The organism is Ligilactobacillus animalis KCTC 3501 = DSM 20602, from assembly GCF_001434535.1.
Classification (GTDB): Bacteria; Bacillota; Bacilli; order Lactobacillales; family Lactobacillaceae; genus Ligilactobacillus; species Ligilactobacillus animalis.
The window spans coordinates 19122-38686 of record NZ_AYYW01000026.1 but is presented as its reverse complement, the minus strand read 5'-3'; the positions used below and the strand labels follow the sequence as shown (position 1 = coordinate 38686).

Sequence of the window (19565 nt, the reverse complement as noted above, 5' to 3'; positions counted from 1 at the left end):
AGTACATTACAAATGAGCATGTAGTTTTTTCTAACTTGATTTGACAATTCAGGTAAAATATCCTGTTTATACTTATACACCGTTTTTCGACTAATTTCCAACATTTTGGCTTTTTTTACTAAATTTAAGTTAGAATACAGCTGTATTTCTAAAAATTTACGTTCTTTTGGTGTACATAAGTTCCATAGCCTTTCCAATAAATCTCTTATAATAACGTCATCATTTTGACAATTCACAGTCATCCATAGTTCATCAGCATTCTCTGGTAACCCACATTCTCTTTGCTTGGTCCGCGTCTGCTTGCGCAATAGGTCTAACAGACGCCACTTGACCTTCTGATAGAGGTAAGGCATCACTGCTTCCTCTGTAACACTGTCATGTGTTTGGCAATAAGCACAATAAGCCTGAGCAAAAGCGATCTGCCCCTCGACTACTAGATCCTCATAATCGGGACTTTGACGGGATACATTCAAACGCTTCAATACACCATAGATAACTTTCTCATGTTCTGCTTGCAACAAATATGCAAATCCTGTTTCATACATCAACTAGACTTCCCTTGCTTAAAAGTTTGGTCTAGGGCCCTAAACTGTTTTTAGCATACGACCAGATCATATCAAACAAAACCTGCATCTCAACAACAAAATCCTGCATGTAGCTTTTTTACTCCGCATAAAGCCTGTTATGCTGGAGTCCAAACTATTCATCAGCTACTATAGCACAAATGAATTTTTTATAGTTTGAAAGATACTTCCAAATAATTTTGAAGTATTGAAATAACTTGAATTTTGTGTAAATTCACTTAATTTTTAGGAGGAGAATTTTTATGGAAACCGTCTTTCTAGACCTAAATGGCGTACATGCGCTCTATCGTCAAGGATATTTTGATGCTGATGCAACTTTAGATACGCAGACCTCGCTTTTGCTCTGGGATTGTCATGATCTTGGGCTCAAAAATTGTCGCTCCTTGATCTTAGACGCCAAACGCGGAGTCATCATCAGTGACAAGGAATCCACCCGTCTAGTCAATCAATTTATCAAACGCCAACCGGTTGGGCTTTTACTGGCCCGTTGCCTTATCAGCCCCCTTGCTAAAAAGCCCCCTTGTCTGCCTTACGTTTGGGGAAAGATCTTACTCGTCCCGCTAAGTGGCTACACTCGCCATCCAACTAGCTGGCTCAGACTCGATCACGTCGATTACAACTATTTTGTCGATCCGACCCACATCGCTATTATCTTTGACCACGATCCTAAGACTCGTTTTATCTTGCCTATCAATAAAAAGACCTATCTTTGCAACTTGAAAACAACTGCTACCATCTATTATCGCCTGCGCCAACTCATCCATGAGCTAAGTAGTGCTTTTGACCTGACTACTAAGACTACACCTCTCTATTATTTAGATGAACAACTCGAGCGTACATTTTCACTGGCCACGCTCTTTGATGATTACTTATTGATGATCATCAGCTTGATCTATCGTGAACACGGGATCACAACGGAAAATGAAGCTAAACTCATCAAAGATCATCTCAGGCAAAAATACGACCATCTCTAAAAAACAGTTGATTTTGCTAGACTTGGATCCTATTTCTTATTGGTTCACAAGCCATAAAAGTTATAATATAATGGAAATGATTAATATTATAGAGCTTGATCCAAGGAGTTAAATATACTATGACAAAACCGATCAAAATCGTTACGGATTCATCTGTCCAATTGACACCTGAAGAAATAAAAGAAAATAACATTACGATCATCCCCCTATCAGTGGAAGTAAATGGTAAGAACTACATCGATGGTGAGGATATCAGCCGTGAAGAACTCGTGGAACAATTACGTAAGGGTAACATCCCTAAGACAAGTCAACCAGCGATGGGACGGTTCATCGACACCTTCAATGAATTAGGCAAAGACGGAAGCCAAGTCTTAGCGATCTTGATTTCCGATGTTTTGAGCGGGACATTTGAAACAGCGCTCAGTGCTGCTGACATGTCAGACGCTGAAGTTACCGTGATCAACAGTAAATCAACGGACCGTGGGCTAGCTTTCCAAGTTCTAGCTGCTGCTAAAGACGCCCGTGAAGGCAAAACCATCGCAGAGATCAAAGAACACTGTGCTGATATCTATTCACGGACTACAGTTGATGTGTTAGTCGATAATCTCGATTGTTTGGTTGCTGGTGGGCGTGTGAGTCGCTTTGCCGGGGCCTTGACAAAATTGATCAACTTGAAGATCATTGTCCGCTTAAATGAACACAGCCTTGATGTCTTCACAAAAGGCCGCAGTCGTAAAACTTTTATCAAGCATTGCAAAGAATTAGCAGAACAACACAAAGATAATCCGATCCAAGCTCTTTCGCTTTCAAATGTCGGGACTGATCCTGAATTTTTGGAAAAGATCAAAGAAACGATCTTACCAGAAAATAGCGATGCCAGTTATCTAGCTCGTTTGACCAGTCCGATCATCATGACGCATACCGGTTTGAATGCCGTGGGTGTGATCACTTTGGCAGAAAAGCCTGAAAAAACTGACGCTTAATACCATATAGATAAAAGTAGCCAGCCGATACATATGTATTGGCTGGCTACTTTTTTTGTATCAATATACATTTTATGCCTTTTTATACATCGAGCCTTCTAATTGATAACCTTTTTCAATTACACTTTTTTTACCTGAATACACAAACCCCATTAAATCAAGGTTTTATCCCCGCTAATTGAGAACCATTATTATTTAGAACGATTCTAATTTACTTTAGTTATTTTTGGTGTTACGGTTTAAGTAAAGTAGAACTGAAATTATTTTTTACGAGGGGATGTTAATTATGAAACATTCAACAAAATTAGGCTTGATCATTGCGATCGCGGTGGTCTCAGCGATCTTAGAATTTGGCTTTGGCCTTAGTTTAGTCGCGCAGATCATCATTACTACCACCGGAACTTTGATCGCCTTATCCATGTTAAAAGAAATGATCAAAACATTACGCTCAGGCAGCTATGGTGTCGATCTCCTAGCGATCACTGCGGTCGCTGCGACACTTGCTGTCGGCCAATATTGGGCAGCAATGATCGTTTTGATCATGTTAGTCGGTGGCGATTCGCTCGAAGACTATGCTTCTAAAAAGGCTCATACCGAATTAAAAGCCTTACTCGATAATTCACCCCAGACCGCTCACAAAGTCGTGGCTGATAAACTTGTCGATATCAAAGTCGATGAAGCTAATATCGGCGATCAATTGGTCGTTAAACCGGGTGAGACCGTCCCAGTCGATGGCCATGTCATCAAAGGCAGTAGCATGTTTGATGAATCGAGCTTGACCGGTGAATCTAGACCGATCACTAAAAATATCGGCGATACTATCTATTCTGGTTCGATCAATGGTGATTCTGCAGTAACGATGACAGTTGATAAACTCGCTAAAGATAGTCAATATCAGCGCTTGATCCAATTAGTCAAACAAGCCGACAGCACACCCGCTCATTTTGTCCGGATGGCTGATCGCTATGCCGTTCCATTTACTGGAATCGCCTTTGTGATCGCTGGGATCGCTTGGTTTGTTTCCAAAGATCCTGTGCGCTTTGCCGAAGTTTTGGTCGTAGCTTCACCTTGCCCGTTGATCTTAGCTGCTCCAGTGGCTTTGGTGTCCGGGATGAGCCGTTCGTCACGTAACGGGATCGTGGTCAAAACTGGGAACGTCTTGGAAAAGATGGCCACAGCCAAAACAGCTGCCTTTGATAAGACCGGTACGATCACCAGCGGTCGACTCTTTGTCGATCAGATAAAACCCGTGTCCGGTACGACCAAAGAAGAACTTTTAGGTTATGCAGCTAGTGCCGAACAATCTTCAGGTCATATCCTAGCCCGCTCATTGCTCAATTATGCTGTTAAACATGAGGTCAAGTTATTAGAAGTTCAGCAATTATCTGAAGTTACAGGTAACGGGGTCACTGCACAGATCGCTGGTCAGACCGTCAAAGTCGGAAAGGCTTCATTTGTGGCTCCAACAGCCAAGATCGCTGAAACGACGCAAACTTGTGTCTATATCAGTTTAAACGACCAATACATCGGAGTGATCACCTTTATCGATAAATTACGTCCCGAAGCTGCGCAAACGATGCAATCTTTACGCGACCATGGAGTTAAACACTTGATGATGTTAACTGGTGACCAACAAGTTATTGCCCAAACGATCGCTAAAGAAGTCGGGATCGATGATGTCAGAGCAAAATTATTGCCTGAAGAAAAGATCCAGGCTTTAAAGACAGTGCCTGAAAGTGAACATCCTGTCATCATGGTCGGCGATGGGGTCAACGATGCTCCTTCATTGACCGTCGCTGATGTCGGGATCGCTATGGGGGCGCATGGAGCTACAGCAGCCAGTGAATCAGCTGATGTCGTGATCTTAAAAGATGACCTGCTAAAAGTCGCTAAAGCAGTTGAGATCGCCCAAGATACTTTACGCATTGCACGTCAAGCTGTGTTGATCGGGATCTTCATCTGTGTCTTCTTAATGTTAGTTGCCAGCACCGGGTGGATCCCCGCGATCGTAGGCGCAATGTTTCAAGAAGTCATCGACACCGTTTCGATCCTTTGGGGCTTACGGGCTCGCTATTCCCATGAAAAATAAGCAAACAAGTTGTAGTTTTTCTACAACTTGTTTTTTAATATAGATATGGCTAAGATAGATAATGAATAAAAAAGAAAGGACTGCCTTTTTGGCAAAAAAACTTACTATGCAAGCTATTTTGATCCTTGCCCACAAAAATTTTCCACAAGTAAAAAAATTAGCGTTAAAACTTAATCGTTCTTTTAAAGTATATATCCATTTTGATAAAAAAATGAATATCACTGCAACAGAGCTATCTAGTCTAGCAGATCATAATATCCAATATATATCCGAAGTAGCAGTTAATTGGGGAAGCTGGAGTATCGGTGAAGCCACTGTTCGTTTAATGAAACTAGCTTTATCTGACCCAGATATCTCATATCTTCATGTGATATCTGGTCAAGATTGGATCACTCAAAATGTCGATGATCTGTATCAACGATTTGAAAATGACACTAAGATCTATATGACTTACGAAAAAGCTTCCGAGGTCAAAAAATCAGGTGAACCTATCATTTGGTGGCAAAAATATTACTTCAACTATGATCAGATCAATCGCCGAACTTTCTTTGGCAAATTTTACCACCGTGCGCTACTCTTAGGGCAAACTTTACTTAGAATTGATAAATTTAAAAAATTAGGTATTGATCTTGAGATCTATGCCGGTGCAAATTGGGTCGATCTTCCCCGAGATGCAGCTAATTATTGTGTTGAATATCTCGAATCACATCCTAATTTACAAAAAATGCTGCAGACTGGTTGCTTCTCAGATGAATTTTGGATGCAAACTATTCTATGTAACTCCCCAGAGTATAGTGAACGGATCATTAATGATCATCACCGCTATATTAAATGGGAAAAACAACATAACAGTTATCCAGCGATCCTAGACGAGCATGACTTGGATGCTATTTTGACAAACGATTATTTCTTTGCACGGAAATTTGAAAAAGAGTATTCACATAACTTGATCGAGATACTCGATAAAGCTAATAAAAACTAGCTTTTGTCCGACTACATGACTAGTAATTTTTAAAGAAATTTTTTTCAATTTGTGCTATATTAGTATGGGTAGTATTATCTTTACTTTAATACTAATGATGAGTTATAGATTAGGAGAAACCTTTTGGAAAATAAAGTTAAAATAGTCGTTGCAACCCACAAAAAGTATGCAATGCCTAATGCTGAAATGTATCTCCCATTGCATGTAGGTGCTGCATTACATCCAGATATTGACTTGGGTTACCAAAAAGATAATGTGGGAGAAAACATCTCTCAAAAAAATGATAGCTATAGTGAATTGACCGGCCTATATTGGGCTTGGAAAAATCTAGACACTGATTACATTGGATTAGCCCACTACCGTCGCCATTTTGGTTCCAAACACCGTCATGGTAAAGAGCGGCTCAATTGGGTCATCAAAAGTAATGAATTGCTCCCAATGTTAGATCAATACAGTGTCTTACTTCCTAAAAAAAGACATTACTATATTGAAACATTGTATTCACATTATGAGCACACTCACTATTCAAACCAGTTAGATGCCACTCGCGAAATAATCAGTGAAAAATATCCTGATTACTTAGCTACATACGATGAAGTTTTAGGCAAAACCTCTGGTTACATGTTTAACATGGCTATCATGAAAAAAGACTTGATGGATCAATACTGTACTTGGCTATTTGATATCCTATTCGAGCTTGAAAAGAAAATGGGTTCGACTGAGTTATCTGCCTTCCAGCAAAGATTTTACGGTCGAGTTAGTGAAATAATCTTTAATGTTTGGTTGCAACAACAAATCAAATGGGGAAATATTTCTCCTACACAAATCAAAGAATTACCCCTTGTTTACGTTGAAGGGGTCAACTGGTGGAAAAAAGGAACATCTTTCTTAAAAGCAAAATTCTTCCATCAGCGATACGAAAATAGTTTTTAATGTTGGAGTGAGGGTATTGAAGCAATCATCAAAAATAATAATCGATCAAGATAAGCTTGCTAAAAAAAGAACCTATCACATAATCAAGCGTATTTTTGATTTTATAGCTAGTCTTTGTGGTTTGATCATTTTGAGTCCACTTTTCCTAGTTGTAGCACTCTTGATAAAATTCGAAGACAATGGTCCTGTTTTTTATAAACAAAAGCGTGTCGGCAAAGGACAACGTGAATTTGATATGTTCAAATTTCGCTCAATGCATGTTGATGCTGATAAACGCTTAGCCGAACTAAAGAAACAAAATGAAGTTGACGGACCCATGTTTAAAATGAAAAATGATCCTCGTATTACAAAGATCGGCCATTTCATCCGTAAGACAAGTATTGATGAATTGCCCCAACTGTTCAATGTCGTCCGTGGTGATATGAGCTTAGTTGGTCCTCGTCCACCGTTACCTAGTGAAGTTGCTGAATATACTGACTATGATATGCAACGACTCCTTGTAGTTCCAGGCTGTTCTGGTCTTTGGCAAGCTACAGTTAGAAATTCAGTTGGTTTTCATGAAATGGTCCAACTAGATTTAGAATATATTCAAAAAAGCAGTATTTGGTTTGACATTAAGATCCTCTTTATGACTATCAAGATTTTATTTAAACCCAATAGTGCCTACTGATCCTTAAAGGTGCATGCTTTTTGCATGCACCTTTTTTAAAAATTTTTATAAGGATGTGTTGTTTATGCCGTTAATTTCATTTATAATCCCAGCATATAATTCAGAGAAAACTTTAAAACGAGCAGTAGAGAGCGTTACAAATTCAATTATCGATCAAACATATGAAGTATTGATCATTGACGATGGTTCAAAAGATAATACTTTGATCTTAGCTAACCAACTTGCTTTACAGAATCAACGAATACGTGTTTTGACCGCTGGAAAAGGTGTTGGTCACGCACGTAACACAGGTATCAAACATGCTCGTGGACAAATGATCGCATTCTTAGATGCTGATGATCACTATCTCAGATCCGCTCTTCCTAAGGCTTTGAGCCAAGCCAAAAAGAACCCGGCCGATCTACAGATTTTTAGCTTTGAACACGGAAAACACACTGTCGATCTCACTTTGCCATCATCCAACAGTTTAGACGTTCGGTGTCGAATGCTTGAAAAACCTACTAACTATATGACAGTTTGGGGGAAATTCTTTAAGCGTTCCTTGTTGATCGATAATGATATCTACTTCAATGAAGAGCTTACTATGTCTGAAGACAGTGAATTTCTGATTCGTTATACTGCTGCTTGTGAGTCGATCACAACTTCTGCACTGGTTTTATATCACTACACGATCGATACACCATCCGCAACTAGAAGTTTTGATACAAAAAAAATCCAAGCTTATCTAAATGCGCTAAATATTGCTGAAGAATTCATTGACTCACAACCTCAAGTAATTAAACAAAGTTTTTTAAGCTATACTTTGATCCAAGTTAATATTATCGCAGTACGCTTAATATATACTCTAGGTAACCCTGCCTCTAATAAACAAAAAAGAGCAGAATTAGATAAGGTCATTACTGCTCCAGTAGTTAAAAAAGCACTTGAACAGGTCACACTAAAACAATGTCTGACACCTCATCTACTTCCCGGGTTATTCCTAAAATTACATCTATCTTCTTTAGCGATCTTGCTATTTAAACTTAGAAGCAAACAAAATGAACAAAAGGAAAATAACTCATGAAATTAAAATTTTTATGCATGGAACTCTCTGGTACTGGTGGTACCGAAACGGTTTTAGTTAAAGTATTAAATCAACTTTGTGAACATCACAAGATCGAACTCATCTTAACTAATGCCCCACCTCAACAAAACTTTTTAACTAAACTTGATCCTAGAATACAGATCAGTATTTGTTCAGGCAAAATAAACAAACCACTTACAATCACTAAAAAGTTTTTACTGGCTTCAGCGGATACTTGCTTCATCTCACTTAGCCCTAAGATGATAAAATTAGGCGCTAAAATAAGAAGTATCTTCAAGCGTAAGTATAAAATAATATCTTGGATCCATTTTTCACTTGATGATCAAGATATGTTCAATGCTAAAACTACTGTTCCACTAGCTGATGGACATCTGGCTATCAGTTCTACAATTAAAGAACAATTATTGAGCTATGGCGTACCCGACGAAAAAATAAGTCTAATTTTCAATCCAATTGACCCTATAGCAACATCTATTCCTACATCGAATTCACCTCTACCAAAATTCTTTTATGCTGGTCGAGTTATTTTTGAAGGACAAAAAAATCTAAAAGAAATGATCCATGCTATCTCCAAGACTGCTAGTGCAACCTTAGATATCTTTGGTACTGGAGAAGATGTCAAGCGTTGTCAAGAGTATGCTCGAGAACTGAATGTTGATCAACGTATAATTTGGCATGGATATACCCCTGAGCTTTGGCATGAGATAAAAGAAAAGCCAACAGCTCTACTCATGACATCAACCTATGAAGGGCTACCAATGATAATGTTGGAAGCTATTGCCCATGGTATACCGGTAATATGTAGTGAGTTTAATGGCTATCATGATGTACTGAAAACTGGCATCAATGGCTTTAGCTATCCGCTACACGATGTCTCTAAATTAGTTGAACAAATGGAACACTTAGAACATACTCCATTGGCTGAACAAGCCATCAAGCAGAGTATCCAAGCATTTTATCCCAAAAAATATTTTGATAACTTTGAAGCTACTTTAAAAAAATTTGTAAATTAAAAAAATGACGTTTCACCCGCAGCATCACCGAGTGAAACGCCATTTTTTAATTTAGTTTATCTTCTACATTTAAATTTGCCATCAAGGCTAAGAAAACAAAATTATATGAAATATCCCAAAGATGTTGATCGATTCCAGAAGTCAAAACTACTAAAATCAAACAAATTATCCAATAATTCAGATTTAATTTCTTAAATTTGGCAAACAATAGACAAATCAGTAATAGCATGAGTACAAAAACGATCAATCCATGCATCATCAGTGTTCTTACAAAAGATGAATCTATATAGAAATAATCATGCACTTTAAAACCTCCACCAAAGCCATTTTGGTAGATAAATTGGCCTAAAAGAGGTACATTATAATTTTCAAAAGCGACTTTTTCAAAAAATAATCTTCCTGATAAAAAACCATTGATTTTTTCTAGTAAACCTATTCTAGGTGTATAAAGATAACCTAGTAAGATGATACAAAACGCATAAGCTGTGCTCAATAACGACAATACATAAACATTTACATGCTTGAATAATGCATCGAAACGTCCATAAAGAACGATGCTAACGATCAATACACACATCAACATTAGATCGATCCGCGTATCTGTGACAATATAAGTTAAAAGAGTTAGTGCAATATACGATACATACTCCGCTATTGAAAGCTTAAAGCGTTTCAAGGCTGCATATGCGATCATCATAAAGAACACCCTTGATGCCAGATCAGTCGGATAAACAGCCCCTAAGGCATATCTAACAGCGGGAGAATCCCCTCTAGTAATAATGACATTTTTTACGCTTCCCACCGTTGAGAAGAAGAATGCTAGAGCTATAACAAATAAATTGACCCATAAGAACACCTTTAATATTCGATCAATATTGATATTTTTAGCACCTACAATAAAGAACATCAGATAAAATATTTGGAATTCATTTGCACTAGTACCTACTGCGAATAAAATGATCTCTAGTAGGATAAAAATTATATATTCCTTCCAATCATAATTATCTAAAAACGTTACTTTAAATAGAACAAGTGCTGCCGGTAAAGCTGAAAGATAAAATAACCCTCGCTCCGTGATCAAAAAATTGACCAGCATTGTACCTTTTAAAGACATTGCTAAAATATAAATTGCTAAGGCCGTTAAATATGACCAGTTACTTAACCCAGGAAATTTTGTTGTTAACTTTTGCTGGATCTTTGCGCGATAATTAACTATATTTTCCATTTTTAATCCTTTACTTTTTCTAACTTTGTCATTGCTGTTTTAATAAACTCACCAGTACGGATCTTTTGTGCTACCGCTAAAGCATTCTTCTTCATCACTGAATATTCTTCACGTGGCATATTTTCAAGCCGCTCATCAATTTCAGTCAAGCTATCAACTGCAAAACCAACATTATTATCGATCACAAAATCAGCTAATGCCGCTTTTTTCCACACTATGATCGGCAAGCCACTGCTTAAATAAAGCGATGCCTTATGAGGGTTATTGTACTTAGTATACTCACCAAAGGTTCCATCACATTTAGCTATACTATTACCATCCCAAACCAAGCCAAAATTTTGCTTTAAGTGCTCTGGCAATTCCTCCGGTGAATAAACACCCTGGTAATTTATATTTTCCGCATATTTCTCAGCTGGTGAAGGTCCGAAAAGTTCTAATTTGAAAGCTAGCTTTTCAAACTCCTTACTGGTCAAAAATTTTGACTTAGCTAAATTTCCGGCAAAAACCAATGAGCGATCATAATCATATTCTTCACGTAATTCAGTTGGATTATGGTAATCAAATATACCTAGGTCTATACATGGTGTCGTTACACCTTGTTCATCTAACCAAGCATGCATTTTTCGATTATGGTCAATGATCCCATCAACACTGTTGAACACTTCGATCTCATTTTGGGAAAAATTCTGATCATCCTTAAAAAGTCTTAACGTTTCAACATCATGGATCACTAAATACAACTTAGCATCAGTATAACTTCTGATTGCTTTAATGATATTATTCGTCAAGTACGTTGAATAGATCGGGTACTGTAAAACTATCACTTCTGCTTTTAATTTCTTAAATACATGCGGTATCTTAAATTTAACATCATATACTTTGCGTAATTTTGCTCCAAAGCTCCGATCTTCAGGATCTAACTTAAGGTTAAGTGGCAGTGGTAGAAAGCCTTCATCTTTCAAAAAATATAGCACATCTTCCTTAGCCTTAGGACCAGCATTATTCTTATTTGGGTCTCCGATCGTTAAAACATATTTATTCATCTTTTTTCCCTTCGTCTAACATTTTGATCAATGAATTTATCGCTGTTTGCATGAATACACCTCGACGCATCATATCAGCAACTTGAACTGTGTTTTTGTATAATTTTTCATATTGCTCTGATGTCAAATCGTCTAAGACATCGTCTAGTTCGTTCAAACTTGAAATAGTCAAGCCACAGCCATAATGTTCAATAACTTTAGCAATAGCTGCCTCTTTCCAAACAATAACGGGAACACCTGAACTTAAATATAACGACGTCTTATGCGGCGCATTATACCGTAAATATTTTCCAAAGTTACCCGAACAAGTTGTTAATTCATCCCCATCCCAGATCAAGCCAAAATTCGCCTTTAACTTGCTCGGTAATTCTTCAGGACTAAAGACACCACCATATTCTATATTACCTGGAAAATTCACGGGTGTCGTTTTACGCCCAAAAACTAGCAACTTATGTTTCAAATCATATTTAGTTAGAAATGTCGATTTATCTAAATTTCCAGCAAAACAGATACTTCCGGTGTATGGTAGCATCGGATTTATCGGATTAGGATTATCATAATCCCAAACATTTAAATTAGTGATCAAGCCATTGATCCCATGCTCATGCAACCAATCTGTCATCACACCGTTTAAAGAGACTAAACCATCAGCCATTCCCAATAATTTCAATTCGGTCTCATTTTCACGGCTATGACCATCCCCAGCATTAGCACGTAATGCCTCGATATCATGAACGATCAAGATCAGTTTCGCACCCGAAAGGTATTTGATGCAACCTAGCATCATTTTCTGTAGAAATGTTTTCCCTGAAGGAAATTGAACGATAACATTTCCGCTTCTAATTTTTAAGAAGATAAAAGGAAGTACACAAAAAACGTACAAAACTTTTGCGATCTTTCCAGTTGGAGTATCTATAACTTGATAATTTTCTTGTCTAAAAAAATTATTAGTATCTTCTTTGGCTTTGATACCACCCGTGGCACGTGCACTATCATGCCATAACAATACATAATTTTTCATTTTTAAAGCCCCTTTACTCTAGCTTCAATACTTCGTAATTATACTATACTTACCACTTAAAATGTAGCATCCGTGATCTTATAAAAAAACATGGTAAGCAATTGGTGTTTTACCGCAGCTTACCATGTTTTTAATTACCTTTTACTTTACTCTTTATCATAGTTGTAATTTGATTAAGCGATGTAGGTCGTAACACGATGATCATAACAATATAGATCAAGATCCCAATAATAACTTCTATTGCCAATGTCAAAATACTTGTCTTTAGGTAATTATCTAACATAAATACAGGAACAAACATTACTATACCTGCAATTAGATACTTAGGGATATTGATAAACATCTGCTTCAGATCCACGAGATCACGAATATACCAAATTTGATATGCAGTAACTACAAATTCAGAAATAACAGTCGCATACATGGCACCTTCTAAGCCCCATAAATAGATAAATGGTAAGTTAGCGATCATATTTACGACTGCACCTAAAACAACTGATGTCGTAAATGCTTTGACCTTATTAGTCGGCAATAAGTACTGGGCACCAACAGTATTGCTCCAGGCAATAAATAAAATAACAGCAGCCTCGATCAACATTGCCTTACCCACAGGGCCAAAACCGTGACCATAGAAATAAGGTCCCAAATGCAATGATACTGCAGCTAGTCCAAAGGTCATCGCAACGGATAATAAGGATATGAAGTCAAAAGATGTATACAACATCTTATTTACTTCTTTATGTTTTCCCTTAGCAAACGCTGAAGCCATATGTGGCAACATTACCGTTCCTAGTGAGGTCGCCAAAGTTAAAACCATTTTAACTATCTGATCGGCATTAAAATAAAATCCTGCATACTCAGCACCGACCATTGCACCTAACATTGTCTTATTCAATTGCAGATAAACTGATGTTGCAACTTGCGGAATAAATAACGACACTGTTGGGTTAAAATGCTTTAGTGGATGTAGCTCTTTAAATTTGACTGGAACCAAGATCTTTTTTAGATATGGCCATAAGATCAAATTTCCAAAGAAGGTCGATGCACCAATAATAAAGATATACAAAGCTACATCGTTTGCATCACGTACAAGCGTAAAGATCATGATCATCGATGCTAATTTAACGATCGTGTTTCTGATGACTGTTCGCTTAAAATCTTCGATCCCCATAAAGAGCCACGAAATATCGAATGCGACTGCAAGCACATTGATCGACTGGATCCATAAATACCAGGTGTATTCTGTATAGATCTGTAAAAAGATCACAAATGCTAAATATGCCACTAAAGTCGTCAAAGTTTTTAGGATCTGGATCTCCCAAAAAGTTTCTGACATTTTTTGTCGATCTTCTCTCACATATGCGATTTCACGATTTCCGTAATAGCCGACACCTAAAGCAGCAAACATAACAAAGTACTGAATGATCGAGTTAGTATAAGCATTATCGCCGACACCTGACGCATGTAAGACCCGACTGATATAGGGACTTGTGAGCAGCGGTACGATGATCGCTAACACTTGATAGCCCGCATTATACAAATAGTTGCGGAGAACTTTCATTTTTAATCACCAAATTCTTGCTTAACTGTGGTCAAAGCTGCCGAGATCACTTGATCCATGTTGTAATAACGATATTGCCCTAAACGTCCACCAAAGATCACATTTTGCGCTTCTTGTTTAGCTAGATCTTGGTATTTAGTATAAAGCGCATTGTTCTTCTTATCGTTGACTGGATAGTATGGTTCATCGCCCCGTTTCCAATCAGCAGGATATTCCCGGGTTATGACGGTCTTATTCTTGTCACCTTTACCAAATTCAAAGTGCTTATGTTCAATGATCCGCGTATATGGTGTCTCGGCATCGGTATAGTTAACGACCGCATTCCCTTGGTAGTTATCAACGTCTAAGTTTTCAGTCTCAAAGCGTAAACTCCGATATTCTAATTCACCTAGTTTGTAATCAAAGAATTGATCGATCATCCCAGTGAATAAGACTTTATCGTAATCACTCAAGTATCGTTCTTTATCATCAAAGAAATCGGTATTTGTTTTGACGGTGATGTTATCATGATCTAACATTTTTTCCACGATCTGAGTGTAGCCGCCAACCGGGATCCCTTGATAATCATCGTTGAAATAGTTATTATCGTAAGTCAAACGCACCGGTAAGCGACGAATGATAAAGGCTGGTAATTCAGTTGCCTTACGCCCCCATTGTTTTTCAGTGTAACCCTTGATCAATTTTTCATAGATATCAGTACCGATCAATGAAATGGCTTGTTCTTCTAAGTTTTCTGGTGTCTTACCATTCAAAACAGCACGTTGTTCATCGATCTTTGCTTGCGCTTCTTTAGGTGTGACTACTCCCCAAAGCTTGTTGAAAGTATTCATATTGAAAGGCAAGTTGTAGATCTCACCGTTATAGTTTGCCACCGGAGTATTCGTATACCGGTTAAATTCAGCAAATTGGTTCACGTAATCCCAAACTTTTTTATTTGAAGTGTGGAAAATATGTGCGCCATATTGATGCACTTGGATCCCATTGACTTCTTTCGTATAAATATTTCCCGCTAAGTGGTCACGCTTTTCGATCACTGTAACTTCATGGCCACGCTTAGCCGCTTCATTGGCAAAGACAGCCCCAAAAAGTCCTGCACCAACAACTAAATATTTAGACATAATATGTACTCCTCCAAAGATATCTGATTTATCTCGTCTAATTAAACAAAAAGCCGTCACAATGACGGTAATTCCTTTTGCATTATACCACAGAATAAAAACTTAGCCTACTTTCTTACAAAGTAGGCTAAGAAATTCAGTCTTATTCGGTATCGAATGCTGGAGGTAAAACCGCTAATAAAGCTAGTAAACTGACATTATAAGACACATGCCAGAAATGATGATTAACTGCCATACTCAAAGCTATCAATAAAACTGCGATCGCCAATCCATAGTATCGTGTTTTGAATGCCCGATAAAGCAGATAAGCTAGTAAACCAAGCATAAATAGTAAAAAGATAACTCCAAACATCATCAAAGCTTGAACATAGGCAGAATCGATAAAGTAATAGACTACAAAGCCCCGCGGATCTCCGTTACCATTTTGATAGATATATTGCCCAAACAAGTGGATCGGATACTTTTCAAACGCCATATTTCCAAACAATAAGCGACGGGATAACAAAGCATCTAGCCGAGCAAAAACTGGATCGTATGGATCAAAAAAATAAGTCAATAACAGATTACTTAGTGCATACAATGCTACTAGTAGAGCTGTCCCTTTAAAGCCAATATATTTTACCGCCTTAAAAATATATCGTCTAAAATACATTGTTACAAGCAATAATAACATTAGCAATGCATCCAACCGACTATTAGTGATAGCAAAGATCAATACTGCGATCAAAGCCATAAACCCGATCTCTTGGCGTGAAAAAATAAAATCCCGCACCAGCGCAAAAGCAAGCATCAAATAGAAAACATGCGCCGCTAGATCAGATGGCGTCGCTAACCCTAGCCCAGCTCTAACTACACCTGCACCTTCGCGCCACATGATATTGTTAGGAACAAGCCCTAAAACTGCTGCTGCATAAACCAACAAAAGCATTGATAGGACAACTAAAATATATTTATTTAAAATTTGTTTAAAATCTATTCTATATGCGCCAACGATAAATAAATACATAAAAAACGGATCTAATTCATGTGCCTGCTTACAAACAATAAATAAAAAACACGCTCCAACTAAGATCGCTAGGATCGTATTGAACTTGTGTCGATCAAAAATAATGATCTTACAAAAAACCAAGAATGCTGCCAATTGTGAAAGCCGCAATAAAATAACGATCGCACCTAATCCTAGAGCCCGCGAAAGTGTCGTTCCTGCCATAAAATTGACGATCAGATATAGACTGAAACAGAACATATAGAGCTGATTTCCCAGGTTATTTTTGTTTAACGCTAATTTTTCAAGCACCAGACAGCCCCCTAACTATTCTTCTTTAAAGGCCCAGAATCTTTGACCTAGATAATTTAGTCCTACAAAAAAGACTGATCCAGCCAACATAGCTACATTGTTTTGCACATGTGTATCAAATCCACTAAATACCCACATGGCTAGTGGTTTAGCGACACCATACGCGATCAAATAGCACACAGTGATATTTACAGTGAACTTGATCACGGTCGCCAAACTCTTAGATTTATTTTGAAATGTGAAATGTTTGTTCAAAAAGTAACTCAAAATACTACCAAAAATATAATTTGAGGCCGATGATACCCAGTAACTGAAATGGAAAAAGTTATAAAAAATAAACATGATCCCCATTCCAAAAATCGTATTGACGATCCCTACTAAGATAAATTTAAGCATTGTGGCATCGAATAAATTTTTAAATTTGTTAATGATAATTATCAGTCCTTAACGTGATTTATATACTGTTATTTTACTTTATCGGCTCTAAATAGTCTAATCTATATCAACTAAAAACCCCCAAAAATTGGGGGCTTTTAGTATTATTTCTTTTCTTTGATGATATAAACCGGGCGATCTTTGACTTCGGTAAAGATCTTACCAATGTACTTACCCACGATCCCTAAACAAAACAGTTGGATCCCACCGATAAAAAGCATGATACAGATCGTTGAGGCCCAACCACTAGTTGGATCACCTTGGATCAAATAACGCGCAATGATAAATAAAATACCTAGCCCTGAGATCACTGAGGAAATGAAACCTACAAAAGCCGCAATATCTAAAGGAAATTGCGAAAAGTTCACTATACCATCGATAGAATATTTAAATAAACTCCAGAAATTCCAACTAGTTTTACCAGCCACACGCTCTTGGTTTTCGTAATTTAAATATTTAGTCTTGAACCCGACCCAGCTAAAGATCCCCTTCGAAAAGCGGTTGTACTCGCTCATTTCAAGAATCGCATCGACCATTTGACGCGTCATCAAACGAAAATCCCGGGCACCATCAATGATCTCAGTATCAGAGATCTTATTGATCAATTTATAAAACATCCGTGCAAAAAATGATCGAATTGGTGGCTCACCCGAACGATCTACTCGTCTAGTACCTACACAATCATAATCAGTAGTTTCGATTATATTTAGCATCTCTGGTAACATATCAGGTGGATCTTGTAGATCAACATCCATTACAGTTACATAGTCACCAGTTGCCTCTCGCAAGCCACAATACAGCGCAGCTTCTTTACCAAAATTGCGCGAAAAAGAAACATAGTGCACATGTTCTGGATCTTTAATTTGTAATTTTTGCATTTCATTCAAAGTATTATCCGTTGAACCGTCATTTACAAACCAATACTCTAATTCAACGTCTACTAGTTTATCTTTCACTTTCTCGACCGCTTCGTAAAATAACGGTACCGATTCTTCTTCAAAGTAACAGGGTACAATTATCGATAATTTTTTTGCCATTATTTTCTCCCTCTATCGTACTTTTTTCGTTAAGTACTAAATACCACTTAGTAAAACACCTAATTTAAAATGTACTACATGATATTTCATTGTAATATTATTTTGTTATTTTTCCAAGGAGAGTACCATCAACGTATTATCAAATAATTTTAGCATGATTCCCTCCCCACTCAACTTTACGACACATCCGCTTCCATAAGAAATAGTCGCTTAAAGATATTATATATTGCAACAATATATAACTCAGTGCATATAACACTTCACTATTTCTAGTTCGTGCATTAAAAAATATAGTGATGGTAATCATTGCAAAAAATAACTTCAAATCGACTACCAATTTAAAAATATCGAAATATTATTTTCTTACGAAAAAAGGATATGTCCGATTCAAGTAAAAAGAACGAACTATTGGTAACTTTGGAATAATAATAATACCTACAACAGTTAAGAAGAAGCGATACAAAATTTCCATGCTGACCGCAAAAATTTGATTTCCCGTTGTTTGAGCTAAAGTTCCATAGATCTTACCTGAAATAGCAAATGAATTTAAATCTATCAGGTGAACACATAAAACGATCAACGACATCTGTCCATAATATTTAACAGCCTTCAAATTCACTTTAGTTTCACAAAGTAACTTTGCCAAGTACATCAAAGTAAGACTACCACCAATACCACCTAAAACTGCTAAGATCGGTGAATCTGCATGTGCGATGTTGAGATATAAAAAGCCACTTTGTGCTGATATGATCCACAACACACCGCCTATAATGCATCCAAGCATACCATATTTTCCGATCAGATCGAATCTTCTGATCAAATAACCACCATAATAAAATAGTTGGCTAGCCAATGCTGCATTAAGAGACCACGGTAATAAGATGCCCGTATCACTCAAATAAAAACCACTAAATGTTATGATCGTCACCATGATCCCAACTATGTATAAATTTCCACGACTACTCTTTATAATAAGATCAAATATAATATTACCAAAATACATTGCCAGTAAGAACCAAATAGCACCTATTGCATTGATCGTTAACGACTTATCCCAAAATGGATTCAATGTTGTCCCACTACCGTAAAGAGCTGACACCCAAAAGTTACGCATATCTAAATCGTAGATCCAGTTGGGAAAAATAAAATTAAATCTTGTAATAATAACTACAATGATCAAAGTTGCCAAATATGGCAATAATAGATTTACATTCCCCCCTTTAAAAACTTTTTTAAAGGGTTTCTCTTTATAGAGATATCCCGACAAAACAAAAAACACCGGTACATGTACAGCGAAAATCAATTTCCCCACAATTGAGTAGGTATATACTTCTAATGTGTGCCCCATAATGATCAGAAACATGCCCACTGCCCGAACTATATCTATCCAATCAATTCTCTTCTTCATATTTCCTCCAAAAATTATGTATTTAAATCAAGTATTGTGTGTTTCACGTGAAACTTTATACTCAATAGTCAAGAATATTATATTACAAATTCTTCAACTATCCTATAA

18 protein-coding genes are annotated in these 19565 nt (G+C 37.2%); 8 read left to right on the top strand and 10 right to left on the bottom strand.

The genetic code is table 11. The features are described 5' to 3' along the window. Positions 1-545 (bottom strand): sigma-70 RNA polymerase sigma factor region 4 domain-containing protein (locus tag FC30_RS05095; RefSeq protein WP_056938487.1); only part of this gene is annotated, 545 nt, incomplete at its 3' end. Between the two features lie 281 nt (positions 546-826). Here FC30_RS05095 and FC30_RS05090 point away from each other — a divergent pair. The 8 genes from FC30_RS05090 to FC30_RS05055 all read left to right on the top strand — a co-directional run bounded on the left by FC30_RS05090 (position 827) and on the right by FC30_RS05055 (position 9312). Continuing rightward, on the top strand, positions 827-1558 hold the full coding sequence (locus FC30_RS05090) for a hypothetical protein (RefSeq protein ID WP_010690233.1): 732 nt from the start codon (positions 827-829) through the stop codon (positions 1556-1558). A 119-nt stretch (positions 1559-1677) separates the two neighbouring features. Further along, the gene (locus tag FC30_RS05085; protein WP_010690232.1) at positions 1678-2541 is read left to right on the top strand and encodes a DegV family protein; all 864 of its coding nucleotides are present in this window, start codon (positions 1678-1680) and stop codon (positions 2539-2541) included. Between the two features lie 286 nt (positions 2542-2827). Continuing rightward, entirely contained in the window at positions 2828-4630 is a 1803-nt protein-coding gene (locus FC30_RS05080; protein ID WP_010690231.1) for a heavy metal translocating P-type ATPase, read from the top strand. Positions 4631-4736: 106 nt separating this feature from the next. Continuing rightward, complete coding sequence (locus FC30_RS05075) at positions 4737-5612, top strand: beta-1,6-N-acetylglucosaminyltransferase (protein WP_029507371.1); 876 nt, start codon at positions 4737-4739, stop codon at positions 5610-5612. A 123-nt stretch (positions 5613-5735) separates the two neighbouring features. Further along, positions 5736-6545 carry a DUF4422 domain-containing protein gene (locus tag FC30_RS05070; protein WP_010690229.1) on the top strand — a complete coding sequence of 270 codons (810 nt, stop codon included), beginning with the start codon at positions 5736-5738 and terminating at the stop codon, positions 6543-6545. A gap of 16 nt (positions 6546-6561) precedes the next feature. Then, a complete protein-coding gene (locus FC30_RS05065; RefSeq protein ID WP_010690228.1) occupies positions 6562-7215 on the top strand; it encodes a sugar transferase in 654 nt (217 codons plus the stop codon). A 64-nt stretch (positions 7216-7279) separates the two neighbouring features. Further along, positions 7280-8278, top strand: coding sequence for a glycosyltransferase family 2 protein (locus tag FC30_RS05060; protein ID WP_056938486.1), 999 nt, complete (start codon positions 7280-7282; stop codon positions 8276-8278). Next, positions 8275-9312, top strand: a complete 1038-nt coding sequence (locus FC30_RS05055; protein WP_010690226.1) for a glycosyltransferase — start codon at positions 8275-8277, stop codon at positions 9310-9312. Before FC30_RS05060 ends, FC30_RS05055 begins: the two co-directional genes overlap by 4 nt. A 46-nt stretch (positions 9313-9358) precedes the next feature. Here the strand turns inward: FC30_RS05055 and FC30_RS05050 are convergent, their stop codons facing one another. From FC30_RS05050 to FC30_RS05010, 9 genes are all read right to left on the bottom strand, one after another. Beyond that, positions 9359-10537, bottom strand: a complete 1179-nt coding sequence (locus tag FC30_RS05050) for a hypothetical protein (RefSeq protein ID WP_010690225.1) — start codon at positions 10535-10537, stop codon at positions 9359-9361. Positions 10538-10539: 2 nt separating this feature from the next. Further along, on the bottom strand, positions 10540-11580 hold the full coding sequence (locus tag FC30_RS05045) for a sugar transferase (RefSeq protein WP_056938485.1): 1041 nt from the start codon (positions 11578-11580) through the stop codon (positions 10540-10542). Next, a complete protein-coding gene (locus FC30_RS05040) occupies positions 11573-12601 on the bottom strand; it encodes a glycosyltransferase (protein WP_010690224.1) in 1029 nt (342 codons plus the stop codon). Before FC30_RS05040 ends, FC30_RS05045 begins: the two co-directional genes overlap by 8 nt. Positions 12602-12731: 130 nt before the next feature. Further along, a complete protein-coding gene (locus tag FC30_RS05035; protein ID WP_010690223.1) occupies positions 12732-14162 on the bottom strand; it encodes a flippase in 1431 nt (476 codons plus the stop codon). Positions 14163-14164: 2 nt separating this feature from the next. After that, positions 14165-15280 (bottom strand): UDP-galactopyranose mutase, encoded by a 1116-nt coding sequence (gene glf / locus FC30_RS05030; RefSeq protein ID WP_010690222.1) that lies wholly within the window; start codon positions 15278-15280, stop codon positions 14165-14167. A gap of 142 nt (positions 15281-15422) precedes the next feature. Continuing rightward, a complete protein-coding gene (locus tag FC30_RS05025; protein ID WP_010690221.1) occupies positions 15423-16577 on the bottom strand; it encodes a hypothetical protein in 1155 nt (384 codons plus the stop codon). Between the two features lie 15 nt (positions 16578-16592). Next, a complete protein-coding gene (locus FC30_RS05020; RefSeq protein WP_010690220.1) occupies positions 16593-16973 on the bottom strand; it encodes a GtrA family protein in 381 nt (126 codons plus the stop codon). Positions 16974-17116: 143 nt separating this feature from the next. Then, positions 17117-18049, bottom strand: coding sequence for a glycosyltransferase family 2 protein (locus FC30_RS05015; RefSeq protein ID WP_010690219.1), 933 nt, complete (start codon positions 18047-18049; stop codon positions 17117-17119). 355 nt (positions 18050-18404) lie between these two features. Then, positions 18405-19457: an acyltransferase family protein gene (locus FC30_RS05010; RefSeq protein ID WP_010690218.1), complete on the bottom strand. Its 1053-nt coding sequence runs from the start codon at positions 19455-19457 to the stop codon at positions 18405-18407. Positions 19458-19565: the final 108 nt, after the last annotated feature.

Excerpts from the sequence above, each read along its gene's own strand:
- FC30_RS05090 (WP_010690233.1), top strand. The coding sequence starts at position 827 with ATGGAAACCGTCTTTCTAGACCTAAATGGCGTACATGCGCTCTATCGT.
- FC30_RS05085 (WP_010690232.1), top strand. The coding sequence starts at position 1,678 with ATGACAAAACCGATCAAAATCGTTACGGATTCATCTGTCCAATTGACA.
- FC30_RS05080 (WP_010690231.1), top strand. The coding sequence starts at position 2,828 with ATGAAACATTCAACAAAATTAGGCTTGATCATTGCGATCGCGGTGGTC.
- FC30_RS05075 (WP_029507371.1), top strand. The coding sequence starts at position 4,737 with ATGCAAGCTATTTTGATCCTTGCCCACAAAAATTTTCCACAAGTAAAA.
- FC30_RS05060 (WP_056938486.1), top strand. The coding sequence starts at position 7,280 with ATGCCGTTAATTTCATTTATAATCCCAGCATATAATTCAGAGAAAACT.
- FC30_RS05055 (WP_010690226.1), top strand. The coding sequence starts at position 8,275 with ATGAAATTAAAATTTTTATGCATGGAACTCTCTGGTACTGGTGGTACC.
- FC30_RS05050 (WP_010690225.1), bottom strand. The coding sequence starts at position 10,537 with ATGGAAAATATAGTTAATTATCGCGCAAAGATCCAGCAAAAGTTAACA.
- FC30_RS05045 (WP_056938485.1), bottom strand. The coding sequence starts at position 11,580 with ATGAATAAATATGTTTTAACGATCGGAGACCCAAATAAGAATAATGCT.
- FC30_RS05040 (WP_010690224.1), bottom strand. The coding sequence starts at position 12,601 with ATGAAAAATTATGTATTGTTATGGCATGATAGTGCACGTGCCACGGGT.
- FC30_RS05035 (WP_010690223.1), bottom strand. The coding sequence starts at position 14,162 with ATGAAAGTTCTCCGCAACTATTTGTATAATGCGGGCTATCAAGTGTTA.
- glf (WP_010690222.1), bottom strand. The coding sequence starts at position 15,280 with ATGTCTAAATATTTAGTTGTTGGTGCAGGACTTTTTGGGGCTGTCTTT.
- FC30_RS05020 (WP_010690220.1), bottom strand. The coding sequence starts at position 16,973 with ATGCTTAAATTTATCTTAGTAGGGATCGTCAATACGATTTTTGGAATG.
- FC30_RS05015 (WP_010690219.1), bottom strand. The coding sequence starts at position 18,049 with ATGGCAAAAAAATTATCGATAATTGTACCCTGTTACTTTGAAGAAGAA.
- FC30_RS05010 (WP_010690218.1), bottom strand. The coding sequence starts at position 19,457 with ATGAAGAAGAGAATTGATTGGATAGATATAGTTCGGGCAGTGGGCATG.